Origin of the sequence: Amycolatopsis sp. NPDC004169 (assembly GCF_040610315.1) — a bacterium.
Lineage (GTDB): Bacteria > Actinomycetota > Actinomycetes > Mycobacteriales > Pseudonocardiaceae > Amycolatopsis.
This window is the reverse complement of sequence record NZ_JBEXMD010000001.1, coordinates 172,155-197,315: the sequence shown is the minus strand read 5'-3', so window position 1 is coordinate 197,315 and position 25,161 is coordinate 172,155. Positions and strand designations below refer to the sequence as shown.

23 protein-coding genes and 1 tRNA gene are annotated in these 25,161 nt (G+C 70.7%); 15 read left to right on the top strand and 9 right to left on the bottom strand.

Features of this window, described 5'->3' with window-relative positions:
- Nucleotide 1: 1 nt before the first annotated feature.
- Nucleotides 2-1,231, bottom strand: coding sequence for a DUF3662 and FHA domain-containing protein (locus ABZX11_RS00950; RefSeq protein WP_176173798.1), 1,230 nt, complete (start codon nucleotides 1,229-1,231; stop codon nucleotides 2-4).
- A 130-nt stretch (nucleotides 1,232-1,361) separates the two neighbouring features.
- On the opposite strand from ABZX11_RS00950, the gene ABZX11_RS00945 reads away from it, so the two are divergent.
- Nucleotides 1,362-1,444: transfer RNA gene (locus ABZX11_RS00945), tRNA-Leu, on the top strand.
- Nucleotides 1,445-1,600: 156 nt separating this feature from the next.
- Here the strand turns inward: ABZX11_RS00945 and ABZX11_RS00940 are convergent.
- The 3 genes from ABZX11_RS00940 to ABZX11_RS00930 all read right to left on the bottom strand — a co-directional run bounded on the left by ABZX11_RS00940 (nucleotide 1,601) and on the right by ABZX11_RS00930 (nucleotide 3,718).
- Nucleotides 1,601-2,332 (bottom strand): trypsin-like serine protease, encoded by a 732-nt coding sequence (locus ABZX11_RS00940; RefSeq protein WP_176173797.1) that lies wholly within the window; start codon nucleotides 2,330-2,332, stop codon nucleotides 1,601-1,603.
- Nucleotides 2,333-2,437: 105 nt separating this feature from the next.
- Complete coding sequence (locus ABZX11_RS00935; protein WP_354908676.1) at nucleotides 2,438-3,190, bottom strand: trypsin-like serine protease; 753 nt, start codon at nucleotides 3,188-3,190, stop codon at nucleotides 2,438-2,440.
- Nucleotides 3,191-3,343: 153 nt separating this feature from the next.
- Nucleotides 3,344-3,718, bottom strand: a complete 375-nt coding sequence (locus ABZX11_RS00930; protein ID WP_176173795.1) for an FKBP-type peptidyl-prolyl cis-trans isomerase — start codon at nucleotides 3,716-3,718, stop codon at nucleotides 3,344-3,346.
- Between the two features lie 142 nt (nucleotides 3,719-3,860).
- Here ABZX11_RS00930 and ABZX11_RS00925 point away from each other — a divergent pair, with 142 nt between their 5' ends.
- The 6 genes from ABZX11_RS00925 to ABZX11_RS00900 all read left to right on the top strand — a co-directional run bounded on the left by ABZX11_RS00925 (nucleotide 3,861) and on the right by ABZX11_RS00900 (nucleotide 11,055).
- Nucleotides 3,861-7,079 carry a penicillin acylase family protein gene (locus ABZX11_RS00925; RefSeq protein ID WP_354908672.1) on the top strand — a complete coding sequence of 1,073 codons (3,219 nt, stop codon included), beginning with the start codon at nucleotides 3,861-3,863 and terminating at the stop codon, nucleotides 7,077-7,079.
- Nucleotides 7,080-7,141: 62 nt separating this feature from the next.
- Nucleotides 7,142-8,182 carry a PLP-dependent transferase gene (locus ABZX11_RS00920; RefSeq protein ID WP_176173793.1) on the top strand — a complete coding sequence of 347 codons (1,041 nt, stop codon included), beginning with the start codon at nucleotides 7,142-7,144 and terminating at the stop codon, nucleotides 8,180-8,182.
- Between the two features lie 60 nt (nucleotides 8,183-8,242).
- Complete coding sequence (locus ABZX11_RS00915) at nucleotides 8,243-8,992, top strand: hypothetical protein (RefSeq protein WP_354908670.1); 750 nt, start codon at nucleotides 8,243-8,245, stop codon at nucleotides 8,990-8,992.
- The gene (locus ABZX11_RS00910; RefSeq protein ID WP_354908668.1) at nucleotides 8,989-9,570 is read left to right on the top strand and encodes a class F sortase; all 582 of its coding nucleotides are present in this window, start codon (nucleotides 8,989-8,991) and stop codon (nucleotides 9,568-9,570) included. The genes ABZX11_RS00915 and ABZX11_RS00910 overlap by 4 nt, the downstream gene beginning before the upstream one ends.
- Before the next feature lie 206 nt (nucleotides 9,571-9,776).
- On the top strand, nucleotides 9,777-10,448 hold the full coding sequence (locus ABZX11_RS00905; RefSeq protein WP_254897050.1) for a hypothetical protein: 672 nt from the start codon (nucleotides 9,777-9,779) through the stop codon (nucleotides 10,446-10,448).
- Between the two features lie 4 nt (nucleotides 10,449-10,452).
- Entirely contained in the window at nucleotides 10,453-11,055 is a 603-nt protein-coding gene (locus tag ABZX11_RS00900) for a class F sortase (RefSeq protein ID WP_176173791.1), read from the top strand.
- 10 nt (nucleotides 11,056-11,065) lie between these two features.
- On the opposite strand, the gene ABZX11_RS00895 is transcribed toward ABZX11_RS00900, so the two are convergent.
- Together ABZX11_RS00895 and ABZX11_RS00890 are read right to left on the bottom strand one after the other, a co-directional pair.
- Nucleotides 11,066-12,106 (bottom strand): patatin-like phospholipase family protein, encoded by a 1,041-nt coding sequence (locus ABZX11_RS00895; protein WP_176173790.1) that lies wholly within the window; start codon nucleotides 12,104-12,106, stop codon nucleotides 11,066-11,068.
- Nucleotides 12,107-12,116: 10 nt separating this feature from the next.
- The gene (locus tag ABZX11_RS00890; RefSeq protein ID WP_354908663.1) at nucleotides 12,117-12,863 is read right to left on the bottom strand and encodes a FadR/GntR family transcriptional regulator; all 747 of its coding nucleotides are present in this window, start codon (nucleotides 12,861-12,863) and stop codon (nucleotides 12,117-12,119) included.
- Nucleotides 12,864-12,929: 66 nt separating this feature from the next.
- Here ABZX11_RS00890 and ABZX11_RS00885 point away from each other — a divergent pair, with 66 nt between their 5' ends.
- The 8 genes from ABZX11_RS00885 (at nucleotide 12,930) to ABZX11_RS00850 (ending at nucleotide 20,530) form a co-directional block, all read left to right on the top strand.
- Entirely contained in the window at nucleotides 12,930-14,420 is a 1,491-nt protein-coding gene (locus ABZX11_RS00885) for an ABC transporter substrate-binding protein (RefSeq protein ID WP_354908661.1), read from the top strand.
- Complete coding sequence (locus ABZX11_RS00880; protein WP_354908658.1) at nucleotides 14,417-15,361, top strand: ABC transporter permease; 945 nt, start codon at nucleotides 14,417-14,419, stop codon at nucleotides 15,359-15,361. Before ABZX11_RS00885 ends, ABZX11_RS00880 begins: the two co-directional genes overlap by 4 nt.
- Nucleotides 15,361-16,167, top strand: a complete 807-nt coding sequence (locus tag ABZX11_RS00875; RefSeq protein ID WP_354908655.1) for an ABC transporter permease — start codon at nucleotides 15,361-15,363, stop codon at nucleotides 16,165-16,167. The genes ABZX11_RS00880 and ABZX11_RS00875 overlap by 1 nt, the downstream gene beginning before the upstream one ends.
- Nucleotides 16,164-16,895 (top strand): ABC transporter ATP-binding protein, encoded by a 732-nt coding sequence (locus ABZX11_RS00870; RefSeq protein WP_354908652.1) that lies wholly within the window; start codon nucleotides 16,164-16,166, stop codon nucleotides 16,893-16,895. The genes ABZX11_RS00875 and ABZX11_RS00870 overlap by 4 nt, the downstream gene beginning before the upstream one ends.
- Nucleotides 16,892-17,662: an ATP-binding cassette domain-containing protein gene (locus ABZX11_RS00865; RefSeq protein WP_354908649.1), complete on the top strand. Its 771-nt coding sequence runs from the start codon at nucleotides 16,892-16,894 to the stop codon at nucleotides 17,660-17,662. Before ABZX11_RS00870 ends, ABZX11_RS00865 begins: the two co-directional genes overlap by 4 nt.
- A gap of 19 nt (nucleotides 17,663-17,681) precedes the next feature.
- Nucleotides 17,682-19,067 (top strand): amidase, encoded by a 1,386-nt coding sequence (locus ABZX11_RS00860; RefSeq protein WP_354908647.1) that lies wholly within the window; start codon nucleotides 17,682-17,684, stop codon nucleotides 19,065-19,067.
- A gap of 79 nt (nucleotides 19,068-19,146) precedes the next feature.
- Nucleotides 19,147-19,668, top strand: a complete 522-nt coding sequence (locus tag ABZX11_RS00855) for a sigma-70 family RNA polymerase sigma factor (protein WP_354908644.1) — start codon at nucleotides 19,147-19,149, stop codon at nucleotides 19,666-19,668.
- A complete protein-coding gene (locus ABZX11_RS00850) occupies nucleotides 19,661-20,530 on the top strand; it encodes a CU044_5270 family protein (protein WP_354908641.1) in 870 nt (289 codons plus the stop codon). The genes ABZX11_RS00855 and ABZX11_RS00850 overlap by 8 nt, the downstream gene beginning before the upstream one ends.
- 57 nt (nucleotides 20,531-20,587) lie before the next feature.
- Here ABZX11_RS00850 and ABZX11_RS00845 read toward each other — a convergent pair whose 3' ends face one another.
- The 3 genes from ABZX11_RS00845 to ABZX11_RS00835 form a co-directional block, all read right to left on the bottom strand.
- The gene (locus tag ABZX11_RS00845; RefSeq protein ID WP_354908639.1) at nucleotides 20,588-22,753 is read right to left on the bottom strand and encodes a tetratricopeptide repeat protein; all 2,166 of its coding nucleotides are present in this window, start codon (nucleotides 22,751-22,753) and stop codon (nucleotides 20,588-20,590) included.
- 85 nt (nucleotides 22,754-22,838) lie between these two features.
- Nucleotides 22,839-23,690 (bottom strand): CoA ester lyase, encoded by an 852-nt coding sequence (locus ABZX11_RS00840; protein ID WP_354908636.1) that lies wholly within the window; start codon nucleotides 23,688-23,690, stop codon nucleotides 22,839-22,841.
- Nucleotides 23,687-24,757 carry a CoA ester lyase gene (locus tag ABZX11_RS00835; RefSeq protein ID WP_354908633.1) on the bottom strand — a complete coding sequence of 357 codons (1,071 nt, stop codon included), beginning with the start codon at nucleotides 24,755-24,757 and terminating at the stop codon, nucleotides 23,687-23,689. The genes ABZX11_RS00840 and ABZX11_RS00835 overlap by 4 nt, the downstream gene beginning before the upstream one ends.
- Nucleotides 24,758-25,161 lie beyond the last annotated feature (404 nt).

Sequence of the window (25,161 nt, the reverse complement as noted above, 5' to 3'; positions counted from 1 at the left end):
GTCAGCCCTGTGTACGGAACACGAGGGACGAATGGCCCACCCGGATGACGTCGCCGTCGGCGAGCTGCCAGGTCTGGACCGGGGTGCCGTTCACGGTCGTGCCGTTGGTCGAGCCGATGTCGGCGAGCGTCGCGCTCTGGCCGTCCCAGGTGATCTCCAGGTGGCGGCGTGAGACCCCGGTGTCCGGCAGGCGGAAGTCCGCGTCCTGGCCGCGGCCCACGACGTTCCCGCCCTGCTTCAGCGAGTACGTGCGGTTCGAGCCGTCGTCCAGCTGCAGGCTCGCCGCGAGCTGGCGGCCCGGCGCCGGCGGGGCGTAGCCGCCCTGCTGGCCGTACGGGTCGCCGGCCGGCTGGCCGTACGCCTGCTGCTGGCCGTACTGGTCGTACCCGCCCTGCTGCTGGCCGCCGTACTGGTCGTAGCCACCCTGCTGGTAACCGCCCTGGTCGTACCCGCCGCCCTGCGGCTGGCCGTAGCCCTGGTCGTAGCCACCGCCCTGGGGCTGGGCGTAACCGCCCTGGTCGTAGCCGCCGCCCTGGGGCTGGCCGTAGCCGCCCTGGTCGTAGCCGCCGCCCTGGGGCTGGGCGTAGCCACCCTGGTCGTAGCCGCCCTGCTGGTGCCCGTACTGGTCGTAGCCACCGCCCTGCTGGGGCTGCCCGTACTGGTCGTATCCACCCTGCTGGCCGTAACCCTGGTCGTACCCGGGCTGCTGGCCACCCTGCTGTCCGTAGCCGTACTGGCCCTGCTGGCCGTACGGGTCACCCTGGTCGTATTGGCCGTAGCCGGGGGGCTGGCTCATTGCTGGGTCTCCTGCGTTGCTGGGTCGTGCCGACCGCGGTGAACCGGCGCCTGAGGGGCGGGCGTCGGGATCGACGGACGAACGGGTCTTGAACTGTCCAGTATGCAGCGCCTCGTTGCGCTCGAGTGATACGACGACGTCACCATAGGTGTCCAGGCCCTCGGCGGCGAGGTGTTCGGCCACCGCCCTGGCGAGCACCTGGGTGACGCGTTGCTCGTCCTCTGCCATGCGCTCGTGGTCAGCCGCCCCCAGGGACACGATGTAGTGATTCGGGGCGAGCTGCCGACCGCCTGCCAGCTCACGAACGTTCTCCTCACTCTCCCGCTCGAGGGCGATCGCCACTTCCTGCGTGACGACGTTGCCACCGAACATGCGCGCGAAAGTGTTCCCCACCAGGTTCTCGAGTCGCCTGTCGAATCGTTCGGCGCGGCCCACCGGGGAAAACCTCCTCACACGTGTGCTTCCGCACCGATCCTATCCGGGTGAGCCAGCCTCTACACGGCCCCCGGTGAAAGCCGTCGAAACGACCTGCTAGTCTTCTCCTCGCTGCTTGAGAGAAGCACTCGGGCGAGTGGCGGAATGGCAGACGCGCACGGTTCAGGTCCGTGTGTCCGAAAGGACGTGAGGGTTCAACTCCCTCCTCGCCCACGCTGTTCAGAGCCCCGATCGCTAGCGCGATCGGGGCTCTTCCCGTTGGCCCTATTTCTCCCGGGGGGCCGAGCCCCCCCGGACCCCCACGGTGCCTCCCGTCACCTCCCAGCGTGGTTCTGGTGGGCTAGGTCACTGCGTTCGCCCTGGGCGAAGTTAGGCCGTGTGGGTGGCGATCCAGTCCGCGATCACGTCCGCGCGGCTCGTCGTCTCGATGCCGGCGTGGGGGCAGTCGGGCCCGGTCGCCTCCAGCGAGACCAGACCGTCGTCCGAGAAGTACGGGGCTCCCGAGTCGTACGTGCACGCGCTCGTCGTGATGTCCGGGGCCGCGCCGCGGACGCCGAGGGTCGTCGGGTCCACCTTCGCCACCGCCACCGTGCCCTGCTGCATGCGCGTGGCCGGCTTGGGATTCGTCGCCGTCAGGCTGCCCCAGCCCGCCAGGGTCAGCTGCTGCCCGACCTTCGGGACCGCGCGGCTCACCGGCAGCGGCGTCACCGCGGTCACCGGGGAGTCGAGGCGGATCAGCGCGACGTCGTTCTCCTTGGCCTGGAGGACCTCGGTCGCCTTGCGGGCGATGCCCGACTCCGTGGCCTCGTCGGTCAGGCCCAGCGTCACCGTCGTCGGGTACGGGATCTTGCCCGCGACGCGGTTGCGGTTCGCGTCGTGGAAGCAGTGGCCGGTCGTCACGACCCAAGCGGGCGCGACCAGCGCGCCCGTGCAGTAGCTGCTGTACGTCGAGCCGTCCGGGCGCGGGATCTTCGTCATCGAAACCTTCGCGACGAACCCGTACTGGCCCGGTGGGACGTCGGAACCGTGGGCGACGGCCCAGGCGGCGGGAGCGGTGGAGACGGTCAGGACAACAGCGGCGAGCAGGGCGCGCAGGCGCATTCTTCCCCTTCGTCGAATCGGTGGTCGACCTTCGACGTTAGGGCCGCCGCCGCGCACTGGGAATTCCCTGGCCGGGCGTCACCCGGGTGACGCCCGGCCGGAGGCTCAGCCGGTGTGCGAGGCGATCCAGTCCGCGATGACGTCCACCCGCGAAGTGGTTTCGAGCTGGCTGTGCGGGCAGTCCGGCCCGGTCGACTCGACCGACACCAGCTGCCCGCCCGTTCCGCCCGCGACGAAGTACGGCGCACCCGAGTCGTAGACGCAGGCGCTCGTCGTCGACGTCGGGGCGACGCCCTGGACACCGAGCGTCGCGGTGGCGACCTGGCCGACCTTCACCGTGCCCTGCTGCAGCTTCGTCGACGGCGCCGGGTTGACCGCGGTCAGGCTGCCCCAGCCGGCCAGGGTCAGCAGCTGGCCCACCGACGGCGTGACGCGGTTGACGGTGAGCGGCGTGATCGTCGTCACATCGGCGTCGAGGGTTGCGATCGCGATGTCGTTGACGCTCGACTGGAAGACGGTGACGACGTTGCGCGTCTCGCCCGGCGTGCTCTGGTTGACCGTGCCGAGCAGCACGGACGTCGGGTACGGCACCGGACCGGAGACGCGGTTGCGGTTCGCGTCGTGGAAGCAGTGCCCGGCCGTGACGATCCAGTTCTTCGCGATCAGCGCACCGGAGCAGGCGCTGTTGTACCGGGAGCCGTCGGGCTTCGGGATGTTGGTCATGGTGAGCTTGGCGGCGAACCCGAACTGGCCTGCCGGAACGTCGGAGCCGTTGGCCACGGCCGAAGCCGGGGCGGCGGTGGCGAGCCCGGCGGTCAGGGTGAGGAAGGCAGCGGAAAGCACGGCGCGGATGCGCATCGGTGGATCCCCCTTTTCACGCACCGGCGGCCCGCGCCGGTGATCACCGTCGAGGGTAGCGACGCCGTGGGGGCCGGGAATGCTCTGCTCGGACCAAAAAAACCGGCCCCGGCGGAGTCCGCCGGGGTCGGTTGCCGCATATGTCCCGAGAATTCAGTTCACGCCGACCAGGTCGACGACGAAGATGAGCGTCTCGCCCGGCTTGATCACGCCGCCCGCGCCACGGTCGCCGTAGGCCAGGTGCGGCGGGATGACCAGCTTCCGGCGGCCGCCGATCTTCATCCCCGCGACACCCTGGTCCCAGCCGGAGATGACCTGGCCGGCGCCGAGGCCGAAGCGCAGCGGCTCGCCGCGGTCCCAGGACGCGTCGAACTGTTCGCCGGTCGAGTGCGAGACACCGACGTAGTGCACGGTGACGGTCTTGCCCGCCGTGGCCTCCGCGCCGTCACCGACGGTGAGGTCGGTGATCTCGAGTTCGGCCGGCGCAGGTCCGTCCGGGCGGTCGATGAGGGGCTTTTCCAAGGTCATGGGCCTCACCGTACCCACGCCCCGCAGGCTGCGCCGATCGGACTACGCCCAAAGAGGGGAGAAACGCGAAAAGTCTTCACACTTCTGCTACTGATCGGTAGCGTGCGCTTCGTCACTCTTCTGGACTGAGGGGAGCCCGGGTATGCGACGACGCATCCGCGCCCTGACCGTAACGGCACTGGGGGCCCTCGTGGCCGGGCTGACCCAGGTTGTCCTCACCGCGCCGGCCGCGCAGGCCGCGCTGTCGCCCGACGACTACTGCGGCGGGCAGTGCAGCGACATCCTCCCGCCCGGCGAGAACGGCAACGCCACGCTCGCGGACATCCTGGCGCACAAGGTGTTCGGCACCCGGCCGGCGCACGCCGGCGACCAGCTCGGGAAGTACGCCTCGCTCGCAGGTGGCTACAAGACGCTGACCACCGGCGCGATCAACCAGTACTTCAACGACTCCTCCTTCGGCGTCCCCGGCGACCAGGTGGCGAGCACGACGAAGCCGCGGTCCGACGTCACGATCGTGCGGGACAAGGCCCTCGGCGTCCCGCACATCACCGGCACCACCCGCTCCGGCACCGAGTTCGGCGCCGGCTACGCGGCCGCGCAGGACCGGCTGTGGCTGATGGACGTGCTGCGGCACGCCGCCCGCGGCCAGGTCACCTCCTTCGCCGGTGGCGCCGAAGCCAACCGCGAACTCGAGCAGCAGTTCTTCGCCAACGCCCCCTACACCGAGGCCGAGCTGCAGCAGCAGATCGACCGCACCGCGGCCAGCGGCCCGCGCGGCGCGCAGGGCCTCGCCGACGCGCAGGCCTACGTCGACGGCATCAACAAGTACATCTCCGACTCCTACAACGGCCGGTACTTCCCCGGCGAGTACGTGCTGACCGGGCACGTCGACTCGATCACCAACGCCGGCTCGATCGACCCGTTCAAGCTGACCGACCTGGTCGCGCTGGCCTCGCTGATCGGCGCCGAGTTCGGCGCGGGCGGCGGCGGCGAGGTCCAGAACGCCATCGCGAAGCTCGCGCTGCAGGAGAAGTACGGCGTCGTGCAGGGCGAGAAGGTGTGGCAGAGCCTGCGCTCGGAGGACGACCCCGAGGCGGTCAAGACGCTGCACGACGGCCAGACCTTCCCGTACGGCAAGACGCCGGCCAACGCGAACGGCCGGGCGCTGCCGGACAAGAACTCGGTGACGCCGCAGCCGCTGGTGTTCGACCAGACCGGTTCGGCCGCCACCGCCACGCCGTCCACTGTGGACGTCGCCGCGCCCGCCGAGCTGGAGCCCGCCCGCGGGATGTTCGACAACGGCGTGCTGCCGGCGAACATGCTGAGCGAGAAGCACGGCATGTCCAACGCGCTGCTCGTCTCCGGGGCCAAGACCGCCAGCGGCCACCCGGTCGCCGTGTTCGGCCCGCAGACCGGCTACTTCGCCCCGCAGCTGCTCCTGCTGCAGGAACTGCAGGGCCCGGGCATCAGCTCGCGCGGCGCGGCCTTCGCCGGGCTCAGCATGTACACGCTGCTCGGCCGCGGCCAGGACTACTCGTGGAGCGCGACGACGTCGGCGCAGGACATCATCGACACCTACGCGCTGCAGCTGTGCGACCCGAACGGCGGGACGCCGACGAAGGACTCGAACTACTACACCTACCAGGGCAAGTGCATCCCGATGGACACCGTCGAGGTGAAGAACTCCTGGAAGCCGACGGTGGCCGACGGCACCGCGGCCGGGTCCTACACCCTGCGCAGCTACCGGACCAAGTACGGGCCGGTGCAGAGCCGGGCGACCGTCGGCGGCAAGCCGGTGGCGTACGCGGCGCTGCGCTCGTCCTACTTCCACGAGGTCGACTCGCTGATCGGGTTCCAGGAGCTGAACGACCCGACCTTCGTCAAGTCCGCGGCGGACTTCCAGAAGGCCGCGGCCGACATCAACTTCACGTTCAACTGGTTCTACGCCGACTCGAAGGACATCGCCTACTTCAACTCCGGGGCCAACCCGCAGCGGCAGTCCGATGTGGACCCGAACATGCCGGTGTGGGGCGACCAGGGCCACGACTGGGTGGGCTGGAACCCGGCGGGCAACCTGGCGACCTACACGCCGGCGGCGCAGCACCCGCAGTCGGTCAACCAGGACTACTACGTCAGCTGGAACAACGCCCAGGCCAACGGTTACGCGGCCGCGGGCGCGGACAAGTCGGCTGTGCACCGCGTCGACCTGCTCGACTCGCGCGTCAAGCAGCTGATCTCCAGCGGCACCAAGGTCACCCGGGTCAACCTGACCCAGGCGATGGCGGACGCCGCGCTGGCCGACCTGCGTGCCGAGCGCGTCCTGCCGCTGCTGCTGCAGGTGCTCGACAAGACGCCGACCACCGGCGCGGCCGCGGACGCCGAAGCGAAGCTCAAGACGTGGCTCGCGAACGGCCACCTGCGCAAGGAGACGTCGGCAGGCAGCAAGACCTACGCCGACGCCGACGCGATCCGCATCTTCGACGCCTGGTGGCCGCTGCTCGTCCAGGCCGAGTTCAAGCCGGGCATGGGCGATGCCGCCTACAACGCGATGACGAGCGTGCTCGGCATCAACGAAAGCCCGTCCGGCTGGCAGAACGGCAACGGCCAGCACACCGGCCAGCCCCACAAGGGCTCGTCGTTCCAGTTCGGCTGGTGGGGCTACGTCAGCAAGGACATCCGGCAGGTGCTCGGCCAGCCGGTGGTGGGCCCGCTCGCGCAGACGTTCTGCGGCGGTGGCGACGTCACCGCGTGCCGCCAGGCGCTCGTCGACTCGCTCACCACGGCGGCCGGCCAGCCCGCGAACACCGTCTACCCCGGTGACGCGAACTGCTCGGCCGGTGACCAGTGGTGCGCCGACTCGATCATCCAGAACCCGCTCGGCGGCATCACGCAGGACAAGATCAGCTGGCAGAACCGCCCGACGTTCCAGCAGGTCGTCGAGTACGCCGCGCACCGCGGGGACAACATCGCCAACCTGGCGGCGGCGAAGACGGTCAGCGCCACCAGCGCCGAGACCGGCTTCTACAACTCGCCGGCGTCGAACGCCATCGACGGCAACGCCTCGACCCGCTGGGCCAGCGACTGGAGCGACGACCAGGCGATCACCGTCGACCTCGGCTCGGTCCAGCAGGTCTCGCGGGTGCTGCTCAGCTGGGAAGCCGCCTACGGCAAGAGCTACCGGATCCAGCTCTCGCCGGACGCGGTGCACTGGACGGACGCGGCCGTGGTCACCGACGGCGACGGCGGGCAGGACAACCTGGCCTTCGCCGCCACCCCGGCCCGGTTCGTCAAGATGCAGGGCGTCCAGCGCGGCACCAAGTACGGCTACTCGCTGTACGAGTTCGAGGTCTACGCCCACTGAGAAGCCCGGCCGGGGCACGCGCGGACGCGTGCGTGCCCCGGCCTCCCATTACCGTGAGGCGCATGGACGACTGGACGCCTCGCACCAAGGCCATCGCCGCCGGCCGGCCGCACGGTCCCGGCGAGCCGCTGAACACCCCGCTCGTCGCCACCAGCACCTACCAGGCCGGTGGCGATTTCGCGTATGCCCGCGGGGACGGGACGCCGACCTGGCACGCGCTCGAGGAAGCCGTCGGCGCGCTGGAGGGCGGCGAGGCGACGGCGTTCGCGTCCGGCGTCGCCACCCTGTCCGCGGTGCTGGACCTGCTGCCGGTCGGGTCGCGGGTCGCGGTGCCGACGTTCAGCTACGCCGTGACGCGCGGGGTGCTGGCCCACGCCCAGAAGCTCGGCAAGCTCGCCGTCACCGAGCTCGACCCGACCGACACGGAGGCCTGGGTGGCCGAGGCCGCGACCTCGGACCTGGTCTGGCTGGAGTCGCCGACCAACCCGACCCTCGACGTGATGGAGATCGAGACCATCGCTGCCGCCGCGCGCGGCCGGGTCGTCGTCGACAACACCTTCGCGACGCCGCTGCAGCAGCGGCCGCTCGAACTGGGCGCGGACGTCGTCGTGCACAGCGCGACCAAGCTCATCGGCGGGCACAGCGACCTGCTGCTGGGCATCACCGTGGCCAAGGACCCGGCCGTCGCGGCCGAACTGCGCGGCGCGCGGACGCGGGTCGGCTCGACGCCGGGCGCCCTCGAAGCCTGGCTCGCCCTCCGGGGGCTGCGGACCATGCCGGTCCGGCTCGCGGAGCAGTCCCGCACCGCCGCGCTGCTGGCTTCGCGGCTCGCCGAGCACCCCGCGGTGCGCCGCGTGCGCTATCCGGGCTTCGGGATGATGGTCTCCTTCGACCTCGCCGACGCCGAGACGGCCGACCGCTTCTGCGCGTCGGTCCGGCTGATCCGGTCGGCGACCAGCCTCGGCGGCGTCGAGAGCCTGGTCGAGCGGCGAGCCTGGCTGGCCGGCGAAGAGCGGGTCCCGGCCGGGCTGGTCCGGTTCAGCGTCGGCCTGGAAGATCCCGACGACCTGTGGGACGACTTGGTGATCGCCCTACCGGAGTAACGCGCACCGCCGAATCGTCGATAGTGGCGACATCGCAGGTCAACGCGTTGGGAGTGCATCGTGGGCAGAACGCTGAGCCGGGTCGCCGGGGTCGTTTTCGCGGGCGCGCTCGCCACCTTCGCCGCCGCGCCCGCCGCGGTGGCGCAGACGGAAACCAGCACGACACCGACCGAAACCACGACGTCCACTTCGGAGACTCCCACCACCACGGTTTCGACCACGACCGAGACCACCGCACCGACCACTTCGACCACGACGACCACGTCGGCGCCGGCGACCACCGGGGTCACCTCCACCACGACCCCGAAGACCACGTCGTCGGCGCCGGAATCGGCTGAGCCGCCGAAGGACGACTACCAGGACAACACGGGCCACGGGTTCGTCGGCCTCGGCGGCGAAGGGGTCCTGGTCATCGCCTGCGCGGCCGGGGCACCCGGAAATGTGGCCACGCAGTACCTGAGCGTGACCGGCGGGCCGGACCAGGACGAGGCGGACCCTCGCCTGTGGAACTACTCGGTGCGTGTCGCGGACGCCCCGGCCGGCACCACGACGGCCAAGTTCAGCTGGACCTGCGCCGGCGTCGAAGGCAACGGCACCGTCGAGTTCGAGCAGGAAGAGCCGCCGACCAGCACCACCACCACGACCACCGTCTCCACCAGCGTGCCGTCGAGCACCGCGCCGATCACCACGGCGACTTCCAGCACCACCGTCGCCACCACCGCTCCAGCCGGCAATGCCGCACCGAAAGCCCAGGTCAAGGTCGCGCCCAAGGGCGGCGTCGAGACCGGCTTCGGCGGCACCGCCAGGTGACCGTCCGCCGGGTGGGCGCGGCTGTCGCCGTGCTGGCCCTGGTTCTGGCCGGGTGCGGTACGGCCGAACCACCGAAACCCGCAGCCGCGCCGGTCCCGTCCTCGGTGCCGTTGACCAAACCCTTCAAGGGCGTGCGTCCGACCTCCGTGAAGATCCCGAAGATCGGCGCGGAGTCCAGCCTGCTGGCCGTCGCCGTGAAAACCGACGGCTCGATCTCCGTCCCGTCGGTGCACACGCCGATGCAGGCGGCCTGGTACAAGCTTTCGCCGGTGCCCGGCGACGTCGGCCCGGCGATCGTGCTCGGGCACGTCGACGGCGACAAGAAACCCGGTATCTTCTACAAACTCAAGGACCTCGTGCCGGGCGACGAGGTCGACATCGACCGCAGCGACGGGAAGAAGCTGAAGTTCGTCGTCGACCGGGTCACCCAGGTCCCGAAGGACACGTTCCCGCGCGACGCCGTTTACGGCAACAGCGACCGGTCTGAGCTGCGGCTCATCACCTGCGGTGGCGTGTTCGACCACGCGGAGCACAGCTACAAGGACAACATCGTCGTCTACGCGAACCTGGTGGCCTGAAAGCGCGGCCGGCGTCTCTGTCCGATGTGGATTTCGCCGGGCCGGAACGTTACCGGTTTCCGAAGTGGCTTTCTTCACGTCCAATTCGTTTCCGGTATATACCAGTAATGCGGCAGGATGTCCGAGTCGCCTGATCTTGTGCTTCGGAGCACCGGGCGGCTCGCGTAGTGGGGGTCATTGCGCGTTTCCTTCCCTGGGAGTCAACCTTGAAGAAGTCCCTGGGCCGTCTTGCGGGCGCCGTGCTCGCGGGGGCCCTGCTCACGCTCACCGTTTCGCCTGCCGCGCTCGCGCAGGAGGCGCCGACCTCGTCCGAGGTCGCGCCCACGTCCGAGACGCTGCCGTCGACGGACGTGCCCACGTCCACCTCGGTCCCGTCCACGTCGGAGCAGCCCACCTCGCAGCAGCCGACCTCGGGCCAGCCGACCTCGGAGCCGACGTCGACCGGCACCGGCACGCCCACCTCCGGCAAGCCGACCAAGCCCACCAGCGCGCCGACCACCGAGCCGACCGACCCGTTCCCGCACGGCGACGACTACATCGACGACGTCGCGTACGCGTGGGAGTTCGACGAGGGCACCGGCATCCTGGTCATCGCCTGCAAGGCGGGGGAGCCGCGGAACGTCGTCGCCAACGACTTCACCGTGGCCGCCGGCCCGTTCCAGGACGGCGCGGACGGCCGCTACTGGGGCTTCGACATCAAGCTGAACGAGGGCAAGCACCTGTCCGACGACACGCAGGTCTCCTGGGTGTGCGAGGGCAAGCCGGTCACCCGCCCGGTCGGCCACGGCGGCGGCTCGGCCACCGTCGGCAGCCAGGTCAAGGTGACCCCGAAGGCCGGCGGTGTCGAGACCGGCGGCGGCGCGACGGCCCGGTCCTGACCGCATGACCAAGCAGTTCCGCCGCGGCGGCCGCGTTCTCGCGGCCGCCCTGGCGCTGTCCTTCGCACTGGCCGCCTGCGGGACCCCGGACCCGCAGGCGGCGCCGCCCCCGGCCTCGTCCGCAGCGGCTCCGCCGCCGGTGACCAAGCCGTTCGCCGGCCTGCGCCCGACGCAGCTGAACATCCCGAAGATCGGCGCGCAGTCGTCGCTGGTTTCGGTGCTGCCCAAGGCCGACGGCGGGATCTCGGTCCCGTCGGTGCACACGCCGATGCAGGCGGCCTGGTACAAGATGTCGCCGGTGCCGGGCGAGACCGGCCCCGCGGTGCTGCTCGGCCACGTCGACGGCGACAAGAAGCCCGGCATCTTCTTCAAGCTCAAGGAACTCGCCAAGGGTGACGAGGTCGACGTCGACCGCAGCGACGGCAAGAAGCTGAAGTTCGTCGTCGACCGCGTGGAGCAGGTCCCCAAGGAGACGTTCCCGCGCGAAGCGGTCTACGGCAACAGCGACAAACCGCAGCTGCGGCTGATCACCTGCGGTGGCGCGTTCGACCACGCCGAGCACAGCTACAAGGACAACGTCATCGTGTACGCGAACCTCGTGGCTTGATCCCGCGGGCTCAGCCGACGCCCGAGCCCGGGTACGGGAACTCCGGCTTCAGCTCGGTACCCGGGCACACCCAGCGGCGCATACCCGCGTCGCAGACGGCGTACCCCCAGTTGATCAGGTTGTCCTGCACCTTCTCGGGCACCCTGGCCAGCCGGGTCTTCGTCTCGGCGAGCCGCCGGGTGTGCTCGGCCGGCGCGGGCAGGGCGTCCGGCAGCTCGAAGTTTTCGATGTTGCTGTAGGTCGCCCAGTACGTGCCGGCGAACGTCTTGTCCTCGTAGGACTTCAGCAGCGAGCCGGTGCGCAGCTCGCGGACCTGGTTGTCCATCACGGTCAGCACGCGCAGCAGCTGCATCGGCCAGTTGTGCCTCGGCCTCGTCTCGTGCTTCATCTTCTTGCCCGCGTCGCTGACCAGGACGACCGCGCGCTGGTTCTCGATCGGGTCGAGGCCGAGGTTGTCGTACACGCCGGCGTCGCTGAGCACGATCCTGCGGTCCGGTTGGTGCGGGTCGGGGATCACCACCGGCGAAAGCAGCGGCGGGAAGGCCGAGGACGCGGCGACCGCGGTGGCCAGCGGGATCTGCCCGTGCGGGCCGTGCTGCCGGAAGAACCACCACAGCGAGCCGTCCTGCAGGCTGGTCGCGGTGAACACGAAGTTCGGCCCGGCCGGGTCGAGGTCGGCGAGGCAGCAGTCCCCGAAGAGGTGCTCGGCGTAGCGGCGCGCGAGTTCCTCGCCCGCGCTGCGCCAGGGCATGCACATCGCCTTCAGCGTCACCGGGATGTCGAGGGTGGTGCGGGCCAGCTTCCGGATCGGCGCCACGACCTCCTTGCCGAAGTTCTCCGCGACCCCGTCTTCGCCGAACCACAGCCGGTTCCACGCGTGCGCCAGCACGCCGGCCGCGATCGAACCGCCGGAGACGCTGGAGACGGTGGTCAGCTTCGGCAGCCAGCCGAGCTCGTTGAGCCGCCACAGCGCGCCGGCGTGGAAGAGCATTGCGCGGTAGCCGCCGCCCGAGAGCGCGAGGCCGACGCCGTCCCGTTTCGCCGAGTCCACGTGGGCGAGTTTAGAGCTGCAGCAAGGGCGCGAGCAGCGGCCGTCGCCCGGCCGGGACGTATTCGGCGTAGTTGTCGTACAACGCCTGTTTGGCCAGGTGTGCCGCGCCCGCGCCGTCGGCCGCGCGGATCGCGTCGAGCACTTCGGCGTGGTGGGCGAGCCAGGTGCGCATCAGCGACGTCCGGTTGCTGGCGTGCTCGAGCTTGTCCTCGATCAGTTCCAGCACCACCCCGCGCACGACCTCTTCGCTGACCACCAGCAGGGGATTGCCGGAGATGCGCGCGATCACCTCGTGGAAGGCGACGTCGGCGCGGCTGAACTCGGCGTAGCCGCGGGAGACGCCTTCGCGCATCGACTCCAGGGCCGCGTCGAGCCCGGTCAGGTCCTCCTCGGTGCGGAGGCCGGCCGCGAGCAGGTGCGCCGAGCCGTCGAGGATCATCCGGAACTGCAGCAGTTCGGCGAGCCCGACGTGCTCGGCCCGGGCGAGCCGGTGCATCGAGCGGTGCAGCGCGGCGGGCGAGGCGGCCAGCACCTCCGGGCCGCGCGGGTCGCCGGGCCGCGACCGGATCATCTCGGCCGCCTGCAGCACGCGCAGGGCTTCCCGGATCGTCGAGCGGCCGACGCCGAACTGCGTCATCAGCTCGCGCTCGCTCGGCAGGCGTTCGCCCGGCTTGAGCTCGCCGCTGATCACGACCCGCTCGATCTGCTCGACGACCCGCTCGTACGCGCGGACCGGAGCCACCGGTTCGAACCGCATCGCTTGACCTCGCCGTTGGGTCGGTGCAGGCTACTGGTCAGACCAGTGTACTGACCGGGAGGTCGAATGAAAGCCCGGATTCCCGCGGTGGCAGCGGTGCTGCTGCTCGCGGTGTCCGGCTGCTCGGCCGGCTCGTCCGCCAGTGTTTCCGCCGGTCCGGACACGCTTTCCGTCGGCTTCACGGCGGAGCCGGCGAACTTCGACTTCACCCGCACGGACGGCGCCGCCATCCCGCAGGCGCTGCTCTACAACGTCTACGAAGGCCTGGTGAAGCTCGACGCGCAGAGCCGGATCGTGCCGCTGCTCGCCAAGTCGTGGACGGTCAGCCCGGACCGGCGCACGTACGATTTCCAGCTGCAGCAAGGCGTCCGGTTCAGCAACGGCGCACCCTTCACCGCCGAGGACGTCAAGTTCTCGCTCCTGCGGGTGAAGAAGGACTGGACGATCTCGATCAAGTCCACGATGGACGTCGTCGACCACGTCGACGTCGTGGCGCCGGACCACGCGCGGGTCGTGCTGTCGAAACCGTCCAACGGCTGGCTGTTCAGCCTCACCAGCCGGCTCGGCGCGATGTTCAGCCCGACCGGCGTCGCCGACCTGGCGACCAAGCCGGTCGGCACCGGACCGTACGTCGTCGCGGCGCGCAAGCGCGGCGACTCGGTGGTGCTGAAGGCGAATCCCGCGTACTGGGGCCGGAAACCGGCGTACTCTACGGTCGTCCTCAAGTACATCAAGGACCCGACCGCGCTGAACAACAGTTTGTTCAGCAACGGCATCGACGTCATCTCCGCGATCACCGCGCCCGACTCGATCCCGCAGTTCCAGGCCGACGACCGGTTCCAGGTCGTCCAGGGCACGACGAACTCCGAAGTCACGCTGGCGATGAACAACGCGCGGCCGCCGCTGAACGACGTCCGCGTGCGCCAGGCCCTGACCTACGCGATCGACCGGAAAGCCTTGCTGGACACCGCGTGGGCCGGCCGCGGCACGCTGATCGGCAGCATGGTCCCGCCGACCGACCCCTGGTACGAGGACCTCTCGAACGTCTACCGCTTCGATCCCGCGCGGGCCAAGGCGCTGCTGTCCGAAGCCGGCGCGACGAATCTGAACCTGCGGCTGCGGATCCCGAACCTGCCGTACGCGGTGTCGGCCGCGCAGGTCGTCCAGTCGCAGCTCGCCGACGTCGGCGTGCGGACCACGATCGAGCCGCTCGACTTCCCGGCGGTGTGGCTGAAGCAGGTCTTCACCGACCACGACTACGACCTGTCGATCATCCAGCACGTCGAGGCCAGGGACATCACCACGTTCGGGAAGCCGAAGTACTACTGGGGTTACGACAGCAAGCGCGTCCAGCAGCTGCTCGCCGAGGCCGACAGCGGGACGCCGGAGCAGCAGGTCGCGGACATGAAGCAGGTCGCGCGGCAGCTGAACACCGACGCGGCCGCGGACTGGCTGTTCCTGTTCCCCAACGTGATCGTCGCGAAGACGAAGGTCGGCGGGTTCGCAGCCAACCAGGTCAGCGAGTCGTTCGACCTCACCGGGCTGGCGCCGCGATGACGGCCAGGGTGCTGCGCCGGGTGGCGATCTTCGTGGTCAGCGTGCTGGCCGCCTCGATCGTCGTGTTCCTGTTCATGGCGGTGTTGCCGGGCGACCCGGCGCAGGTCGCGCTCGGCGTCAACGCGACCCCGGAGCTGCTGGCCAAGACCCGCGCGGAGTTCGGCATCGACCGCCCGCTGGTGACGCAGTACTTCGACTGGATCGGCGGTGTCCTGCACGGCGACTTCGGCCGCTCGTACGTCACGCGGGACGCGATCGGCCCGCAGCTGCTCGACCGCCTCGGCGTGACGCTGTGGCTGGTCGGTGCCGGGATGCTGGTGGCGCTGGTGATCGCCATCCCCGCAGGCACGTTCGCCGCGGTGAAGCACCGGAAGTCCTCGGGCGCGGGTGTCTCGGGGTTGTCGCAGATCGGTGTCGCGATCCCCGCGTTCCTCGCCGGGATCATCCTGGTGCAGATCTTCGCCGTGCAGCTGCGCTGGCTGCCGTCCGGCGGGTGGACGCCGCCGGACCGAAACGCGGGCGAGTTCGTCCGCGGCCTGATCCTGCCCGCGCTGTCGCTCGGCCTGGTCCAGGGCGCCGTGCTGACGCGCTATGTGCGTTCCGCGGTGCTCGACACGCTGGGGCAGGACTACCTGCGCACCGCGCGGTCCAAGGGACTCCGGCCGGGACAGGCGCTGGTGCGGCACGGCTTGCGCAACGCGTCCGTGCCGGTGGTCACCGTGCTGGGCCTGCAGCTCGCGACGCTGCTGATCGGCGCGGTCGTCGTCGAGCGCGTGTTCGTGCTGCCCGGCCTGGGGTCGATGCTGCTGGACGCCGTCTCCGCGCGTGACCTGCTGACCGTGCAGGGGATCGTGCTCGTCCTGGTGGTCGGCGTGCTGCTGGTCAACTTCGTCGTCGACGTCCTCTACACCGTGCTCGACCCGAGATTGCGGGGTTCGTGATGCGCAATCTCCTGATCGGCGGGATCCTCGTCGGGCTGGTGGTGCTGGCCGCGGTGCTGTCGTTCGTGTGGACGCCGTTCGACCCGGTGAAGGTCGACGCGACCCACCGGCTGCTCGGCTTCTCCGGCGCCCACTGGTTCGGCACCGACAAGTTCGGCCGCGACCTGCTGAGCCAGCTCATGGTCGGGGCGCGGACGACGCTGTACGTCGGGGTCGTCGCGGTCGGCATCGCGGCGGTGATCGGCACGCCGCTGGGCATCCTCGCCGGGACGTCGCCGCGGTGGCTCGGCGAGTTCGTCATGCGGGTCAACGACCTCGTGCTCGCCTTCCCCGCGCTGCTGCTGGCCATCATGTTCGGCGCGGTGTTCGGCGCGGACACGCTGACCGCGATGGTCGCCATCGGCATCGCCACCATCCCGTCGTTCGCGCGGATCGCCCGGTCCGGGACGCTGCAGGTGATGAGCACCGAGTTCGTGCTCGCCGCCCGCGCGGGCGGCCGGTCGCGGCTGAACATCGCGGTGCGACACGTGCTGCCGAACATCTCCGGCCTGCTGATCGTGCAGGCGTCGGTGTCGTTCGCGATCGCCGTGCTCGCCGAGGCGGCGCTGTCGTTCCTCGGCTTCGGCACGCGGCCGCCGACGCCGTCGTGGGGCCGGATGCTGCAGGAGTCCCAGGAACTGCTGACCGTGCAGCCGCGGCTGGCGCTGGTGCCCGGCATCGCGATCGCCGTCGCCGTGCTCGGCTTCAACCTCCTCGGCGACGGCCTGCGCGACCGCCTCGACCCCCGATTGGCGGCGCGGGTATGACGCTTTCGGTGTCAGGGCTTCGGGTCGGCGACCTGGTCCGTGACGTCTCCTTCGAGATCGGCGCGGGCGAGCGCGTCGGCCTGATCGGTGAGTCCGGGTCCGGGAAGTCGCTGACGGCGCTGGCGGTCATGGGCCTGCTGCCGGAGGAGCTGAGGGCGTCCGGCTCGGTCTCGTTGCACGGCCGCGAGCTGCTCGGAATGTCCGAAAAGGACCTTTCCCGGCTGCGCGGCGACGAGCTGGCCATGGTGTTCCAGGAGCCGATGACGGCGTTGAACCCGGCCATGCGCGTCGGCAGGCAGGTGACCGAGCCGGGGCGGATCCACGGCAGGCGCCACCGCGCCGAGGAGCTGCTGGCCGCGGTCGGCCTGCCCGGCACCGCCCGCGCGTACCCGCACCAGCTCTCCGGCGGCCAGCGGCAGCGGGTCGTGCTCGCGATGGCGCTGGCCAACGAGCCGTCGCTGCTGATCTGCGACGAGCCGACCACGGCACTCGACGTCACCGTGCAGGCCCAGATCCTTTCGCTGATCAAGACGTCGTTGCCCGCCGAAAGCGCGTTGCTGTTCATCACGCACGACCTCGCCGTGGTGGCTTCGGTGTGCGAGCGCGTGCTGGTCATGCTGGACGGTGAGATCGTCGAAGCGGGCTCGACGCGTGACGTGCTGACGTCGCCTTCGCACGCCTACACGCGCAAACTCCTGGACGCCTCGGACCTGGAGGCCCGGCGATGATGCTCGAAGTCCGCGACCTCGAACGCCGGTACGCCCGGCGGGACGTCCACGCCCTGCGCGGCGTCAGCTTCGACGTCGAGGCGGGACAGCGGTTCGGCATCGTCGGCGAGTCCGGCTCCGGCAAGTCGACGCTGGTCCGGCTGCTGGCGGCACTCGACAAGCCGACCGCTGGCACGATTTCGTTCCAGGGCAGGCGCATCGACAACCTGCCTGAACGCAAGCTCGGCTTCCTGCGCTCGGAACTGCAGATCGTCTTCCAGGACCCGATGGGCTCGCTCGACCCGCGGATGCGCGTGCTGGACATCGTTTCCGAGCCGCTCGGCCGTCGCGAGCCGGACCGGGTGGCCGAGCTGCTCGCCGCCGTCGGCCTGCCGGCGGACGCGGCGGGACGCTATCCGCACCAGTTTTCCGGCGGTCAGCGGCAGCGGATCTCGATCGCCCGCGCGCTGGCGCCGAACCCGAGCGTGCTGATCGCCGACGAGCCGGTCAGCGCGCTCGACGTCTCCGTGCGCGGCCAGATCCTCGACCTGCTCGGCTCGCTGGTCGAGCAGTTCGCGCTGACGCTGGTCTTCGTGTCCCACGACCTCGGCGTCGTCCGGCACGTCTGCGACCGGGTCGCGGTGATGCGCCGCGGCGAGATCGTCGAACTCGGTGCCGTGTCGCAGGTCTACGAAGCGCCGCAGCACGAGTACACGCGGGAACTGCTGGCCGCCGCGCCGAACCTGCGCGCGGAACTGGCCCGGCTGCGCGGCGGTCAAGATGGCTGAGTACCCCTGAGGAGCGTGCATGACCGAGCTGCCTGACCTGACCGCCGTCGAGCTCGTTGCGCAGTACCGCGCGAAGACGCTCTCGCCGGTCGAGGTGACCGAAGCCGTCGTCGCGCGCATCGAAGCGCGAGAGCCGGAGCTGCACGCGTTGTACGCGTACGACCCTTCAGGCGCTCTCGAAGAGGCGAAGGCGTCCGAAGCGCGCTGGGCGGCCGGCGAACCGCTGGGCCCGATCGACGGCGTCCCGCTCACCATCAAGGAGAACATCGCCACCCGCGGCACGCCGGTGCCGCTGGGCACGGCGGCGACGGCGCTGGTCCCGGCGGCCGAGGACGCCCCGGCGGCGGCGCGGATCCGCGAGTCCGGCGGTGTCCTGCTGGCCAAGACGACCATGCCGGACTACGGGATGCTGACGTCCGGGCGGTCGAGCTTCCACGCCACGGCCCGCAACCCCTGGCTGCTCTCGGCCACGCCCGGCGGGTCCAGCGCGGGCGCCGGGGCCGCGGCCGCCGCGGGGTACGGCCCGCTGCACGTCGGCACGGACATCGGCGGCTCGATCCGGCTGCCCGCCGGCTGGTGCGGACTGACCGGGCTGAAGCCGAGCTTCGGCCGGGTGCCGGTCGTCCCGCCGTTCCTCGGGCGTGTCGCCGGCCCGATGACCCGCACGGTCGCCGACACGGCGTTGCTGATGGACGTGCTCGCGCGTCCGGACACGCGTGACCACCTGTGCCTGCCGCCGGCGGAGCTCGACTGGGCGTCGCTGGACCTGCCGCTGTCCGGGTTGCGCGTCGGCCTGCACCTCGACGCCGGTCTCGGCCTCCCGGTCGACCCGGCGACCCGCGACGCCGTCACCGCGGCGGCACGGGCGTTCGAAGCGGCGGGCGCGGTCGTCGAGCCGGTCGAGCCGTTCCTCACCCGGCCGATGCTCGAAGGCCTCGACGTCTTCTGGCGCACGCGTGCCTGGGCGGACATGGCGGACCTGCCGCCGGAGCGCCGCGCGCGGGTGCTGCCGTACATCGCCGAGTGGGCGGCCGGCGGCGCGGACGCGTCCGGCGTGGCCGTCTACCGCGGCTTCGCCCAGATCGACGTGATGAGCGTGGCGGCGGTGCGGGCGACCTCGGCGTTCGACTTCGTGCTGTCGCCGACCTGCCCGGTCGCGGCGCCGCCGGCGGAGTGGGCCTCGCCGACGAACGACCCGGCCCGGCCGTTCGAGCACATCGCGTTCACCGTGCCGTACAACATGTCCGGCCAGCCCGCGGTGTCGGTGAACTGCGGCTACACCGACGACGGGCGGCCGATCGGCCTCCAGATCGCCGGCCGCCGCTTCGACGACCTCGGCGTCCTCCGCGTCGCGGCCGCCTACGAGCGGCTTCGCCCGCCGCAGCGGCCCTGGCCGATCGGGTAGGGAAGAAGTTCCAGCCCAGCGGCGAAGTGGTGGTGTGACTGTCGCCGACGGGAAGGAACCCCATGACAGAGGCAGCCCCATGACGGCGGCCCCGGTGCTCGGCATCGAGCGGTTCACCGAGGTGCACGACCGCTACTTCGGGGACATCTTCCGGTACGTCGCCGGCCGCCTCGGCGCCCAGACCGCGGAGGACGTCGCCGCCGAGACGTTCCTGGTCGCCTTCGACCGCCGGAAGACGTTCGATGCCGACCGCGGCGACCTGCGGGCGTGGCTGTTCGGCATCGCGACGAACCTGGTGTCCCGCCACCGCCGCAAGGAGGCCCGGCACTACCGCGCGCTTTCGCGGCTCGACCCGCGCGAAGCCGCCGAAGGCCACGAAGACCGCGTGGTCGATGCGGTCGTGGCCACCCGGGTGGGGAAGGCGTTGTCCCGGCTGTCCGCCGGGGAACGCGACGTCCTCCTGCTCGTCGCGCTCGCCGACCTCGGCTACGCGGAGGTCGGCGAGGCGCTCGGCATTTCCCCCGGCACCGTCGGCTCCCGGCTGAACCGTGCCCGCAAGAAGCTCAATTCCGTGCTTTCCCAGGAGGTTTCCGATGAATGACCTGCAGGCCGTGCGGGCCGTGCTGGTGACGCCACCGCCCGCCGAGGACGTCGTCGACCGCAGCCGCCACCGGCTGCAGAACCGGATGCAGGGCGCACCCCGCCGCCGGGTCCGCCCGCTGGCGATCGGCGCCGGCTTGGTGGCCGCCGCGGCGGCGGCGGCCGTCGTGGTCGCGACCCTGCCCGGCACGCCCGCCCCGGCCCCGCCTCCGCAGGCGGTCGCCCCGGTCGTCACCGGCCAGCAGGTGTTGCTGGCGGCGGCCACCGTGGCCGAGCGCACCCCGGCGGGCACCGGCAAGTACTGGTACGTCAAGACGGCCACGGACAACGTGGTCTACGAGAACTGGTACACGGCCGACGGTCACACGTGGTTCCGCGGCGCGAAGTCCGGCGGCAAGGTCAGATCGCTGGGGCTGTACCCGTTGCGGCTGGCCGGCACCACCGTGACCTTCGAGCAGCTGCGCACCCTGCCCTCCGACCCGGCGGCGCTGCGGGACTGGCTCGTGAACGCGATCGCGCACAGCGGCGCCCGCACGAGCGCGGGCCCGCTCACCGCCGAGGACCGCGAGCGGGAGCTGCTGCTGTCGATGGTTTCCCTGGTGTCCACCTTGCCCGCACAGCCGGCCGTGCGAGCGGCGGCGTTCCGCTCGATCGCGGCATACCCGGGCGTCCGCGACCTGGGCCCCGTCCCGGGCGGCCGCGGCTTCCTGCTGCCGGGCGACTACCGCCTGGTGGTCGACCCGGTGACCGCACGCATCAGCCACACCTCGATGTTCGTGACAGCGGACGGAGCCATCTACGGAGCCTCCGGCCCGCAGGGCGCACAGGTCAGTTCCGGGTGGACTGACTCGCTGCCGAAGTGAACCGCCCCGGTGGCCGGGTCCCCGCCCGGCCACCGGGATTCAGCCCCCGGATGCACTTCAGGGACGCGACGATGGCGGAATTTCCTGGTCGGTGGTGTCGAGCGCGAGCAGCAGTGCTCGGACATCGGCAGCTTGCGCGGGGGCGAGATCGGCGAGGAGTTCGACCGCTTCCTGCCAGGAGTCACGTGCTTCGGCCACCCGCCCGAGGCGATGCAGGACGGAACCGAGGTCGACGAGCGTCTCGCCGTGTGCGACCTGGCTGAGCGGTCCCTCTCGGTACGCAGCGACCGCCCGTTGCAGGTAGTCGATCGCCTGCTCGTCCTGGCGAAGCTCGGCGTGAATCATTCCGATGCCTCGCAGGGCCCACCCTCGCCCGGCCCTGATCTCTTCCAAGATGGCTAGTCCGTGGTGTGCGTGGAGGAGTGCTTCGTCGGACTGCCGCAAGCCGTGCAGCGCCTTGCCCAGAGAAACCGAGGTCACCGCCTCGTTGCGACGGTGGCCGATTGAGCGATAGATCCTCAGCGCGCGTCGGGCACAGTCGGCTGCCTCTTCGAAGCGACGAAGCTCGATGTGGGTGTTGCTGAGATCGCCCAAAGCGCACCCTTGCGAGAAGAGGTTCCCTGTCTCCACGGCGATGGCCAGTTGCTTCTCGTAGCACGAGATGGCTTCGCTGTACTGCTGCGCTGCCTCGTAAGCCTCGCCCAGGTGTCCGTACGCCCAGCATTCGCCGAGCTGGTCGCCGAGGTGCTGGGCGGCGGCGAGCCCGAGCTGGTGCACGGCGATTTGGTCGGCGAGGAAATGCGAATCGCCGAGGAAACAGTCGAAGGCGTTCGGGAGCTGCCATCCGACCACGTGCTGGCCGGCCTCGGGTGCGTGCCGGATGATGGCCATCAGATTGGCGTGTTCGGCGGTGAACCACCGCACCGACGCATCGGCATCCGCAAAGGTGAGCGGTACGCAGTCCGGTTTCAGCGGCTCGACGGGAATCTCCGGGTGCTGGGGGAACAAAACGAACAGTCCCGCGTGGGCGGAGTGGAGGTACCACTCGAACAACCGCCGGGTGGCCTCGTACCGTTGCCGCTCCGGTTCGTCCGTGGTGGCGAGTTCGGTGGCGTAGGCGCGGAGCAGGTCGTGGAACTGGTACCGATCCCGTCCGGCCGGGGCGAGCAGGTGCACGCCGGCCAGCGTTTCGAGCTGCCGCTTCGCCTCGGCCGTCGTCGAACCGTCGAGCGCAGCCGCCGCGGCGACACTGATGCTGGGACCGGGATGGAGTCCGAGCAGGCGGAACATCCGTGCGGTTTTCGCCGTGAGGGTGCGGTAGGACCAGGAGAAAACCGCGCGGACGGCAGCGGCTTCGTCGTCATCGGCGGCGAGCATGTCCAGCCGGTTCTCCGCGAGATCCAGGTCGCGAACGACGTCGTCCAGCGTGAGCTCGGAGCGGCTGGCAACACGCTCGGCCGCGATGCGCAGCGCCAACGGCAGGCGGGCGCAGCGCTGGGCCAATTCGGCGACGGCGGGCGGCTCCCGGTCCGCCCGGTCGTGGCCGACGATGTCTCGGACCAGGGAATGTGCCTCCATCGGCGCCAGTACGTCGAGGGTGATCCGGTATGCGCCGTCGCGGGCTACCAGCCCCGACAAACGGCTGCGGCTGGTGACCAGGACCAGGCACGCCGGGTTGTTGGGCAGCAGGGGACGAACCTGCTCAGGCGTCGCGGCGTTGTCGAGCACGATCAGCATCCGTCGCCCGGCGAGCAGCGACCGGTACGTACCGGCCATGGCGTCGAGATCCCGGGGAATTTGCTCTCCGCGCAGCCCGAGTGCGCGCAGGAACGAATCCAGGACTTGGGCTGCGGTCAGAGGTGGGCCGGCGTCGTAGCCGTGGAGGTTGGTGAACAGCTGCCCATCCGGGAACCGTGCTTCGGCGAGATGGGCCCAGTGCACGGCCAGGGACGACTTGCCGATCCCCGCCGCCCCGGCGATCGCGGAGACGACGACCGCCGACGGCGGCTGGGCCGACGGCTCGCTCAGCAGGGCATCCAGTTCGCCGAGTTCGGCTTCCCGGCCGGTGAAGTGCGTGACCTCGGGCGGCAGCTGCCGTGGTCGAGGCAGCGATGCCGAACTGGCCGCGTGCACGTGGATGTCGCCGCTGACCGAGCCGGCCTGCACGATCTGTTCGGCAGACCCGGTCACCGCGTTGTCGGTGCTGCCCTTTGTCTGGCTCACGTCGCCCTCCAAGACCGGAGGGCAAAGAGTGCCATGGGTCACAGTGGCTGCGCGACCGCCTGGTGGGTCGCCCGGCCACCGGGATTCAGCCTTTGACCGCCTCGGCCAGCGCCAGCACCCGCCGTGCGTTGTCGACGTGCAGGTTCTCGATCATCCGGCCGTCCACCGTCACCACGCCCTTCCCGGACGCCTTCGCCTCCTCGAACGCCTCGATGATCCGCCGCGATCGGTCGATCTCCTCCTCCGACGGCGCGAAGATCCGGTTGCACGGCTCCACCTGGGCCGGGTGGATCAGCGTCTTCCCGTCGAAGCCGTACTGCCGCCCCTGCTCGCACTCGGCTTCGAAGCCGGCCAGGTCCTTCACGTCGTTGTAGACGCCGTCGAGGATGACGCGGCCGGTCGCGCGCGCGGCCAGCAGGCACAGCGACAGCCCGCCCAGCAGCGGCCCGCGGCCCGGGACGAACTCCGCGTGCAGCTCCTTGGCCAGGTCGTTCGTGCCCATCACCAGCACGGTCAGCCGCTCGGACGCCGCCGCGATCTCCTCCGCGTGCAGCATCGCGACCGGCGTCTCGACCATCGCCCAGATCTTCGTGTGGTCCGGGGCCCCGCCCAGCTCCAGCGCGCGCTCGATGTTGTGCACCTCGGCCGCCGAGTTCACCTTCGGCACGACCACCGCGGCCGGCCCCGCCGACGCAGCCGCGCGCAGGTCGGCGTCGTGCCACTCGGTGTCCAGGCCGTTGACGCGGATCGTCACCTCGCGCGAGCCGTACGAACCGACCGCGGCACACACCCGCTCGCGCGCGGCTTCCTTGGCGTCGGGGGCGACGGCGTCCTCGAGGTCGAGGATCAGCGCGTCCGCCGGGATCGTCTTGGCCTTCTCCAGCGCTCTTTCGTTCGCGCCGGGCATGTAGAGAACGGAACGGCGGGGCGTGGTCATCCGAGGGCCTCCTTGGTGGCGGCGTCGTAGGCGGCCGCGAGTTCGGGGTCGTCCGCCGCGAGGGCGTCGGCCAGTTCGGCGACCACGCGGCACTGCTTCACCGACGCGTCGTCCTGCATCTTCCCGTCGATCATCACCGCGCCCGTGCCGTCACCCATCTCGGCGATCACCCGGCGCGCCCAGGCCACATCGGACGGCGAAGGCGAGAACACCTTCTTCGCGATGTCGATCTGCACCGGGTGCAGGCTCCACGCGCCGACGCAGCCGAGCAGGAACGCGTTGCGGAACTGGTCCTCACAGGCCACGACGTCGCGGATGTCCCCGAACGGCCCGTAGTACGGCAGGATCCCGTGCATCGCGCAGGCGTCCACCATCCGCGCGACCGTGTAGTGCCAGAGGTCCTGCTGGTACGTCGTGCGGCCTTCGGTCAGGTCCTCGCCGACGGGATCGGTCCGCACTAGGTAGCCGGGGTGCCCGCCGCCCACCCGGGTCGTCTTCATGCGACGGCTAGCGGCCAAGTCGGCCGGGCCGAGGGAGATGCCCTGCATGCGCGGGCTCGCGCCGGCGATCTCCTCCACATTGGCCACGCCGCTCGCCGTCTCGAGGATCGCGTGCACCAGCAACGGCTTCGTCAGCCCGGCGCGCGCCTCGAGCTGGGCCAGCAGCCGGTCGACGTAGTGGATGTCCTGCGCGCCCTCGACCTTCGGCACCATGATCACGTCGAGCTTGTCGCCGATCTCGGTGACCAGCGTGACCAGGTCGTCGAGCACCCAGGGCGAGTCCAGGCTGTTGACGCGCGTCCACAGCTGCGTCTTCCCGAAGTCGTTCGCCTTGGCGATGGCGACCAGCCCGGCGCGCGCGGCCTCCTTGCGGTCGGCGCGGACGGCGTCCTCGAGGTTCCCGAGCAGGACGTCGACCTTCTTCGCGATGTCCGGCACCTTCGCCGCCATCTTCTGGTTGCCGGGGTCGAAGAAGTGGATCATCCGGGACGGCGTCACCGGGATCTCGCGCACCGGGGCGGGCGCGCCAAGGGCGAGCGGGGCGAAGAAGTCCTTCGGGGAGCGCATCGGTCCTCCACGGCGGCGGCTAAGTGACTGGTGGGTAACGTTAGCCTCGCGGGCGCGTGATCGCTGCGGCGCAAGTCACCGCCATGTGGGTGACGGCGGACATCCGCAGCTCAGCGGCCCGCGTCCACTGTGGATCGGGCCCTGGTTGAGCCGAACGGGCTAGTCGTGGCGGGTTTGGCCGTTCGTGCCGCGGGTAGTCGCCTGTAGCCGGACGGTAGTGCCACTCACCCCGCGATCACTCGGTTGGCCGCACCGTTCGACCGAAGTCCGATGACCGCCTACCGACCGGTCATCGACCGCTGAGCGCCGCCGATCGCAGCCACTCGCACTACCCGGCGACGCCGCGCCGCCGCGCTGTTAGACAGGTGAGGTGCCGGTTTCCCCCGGTCACGAAGCGGTGCAGG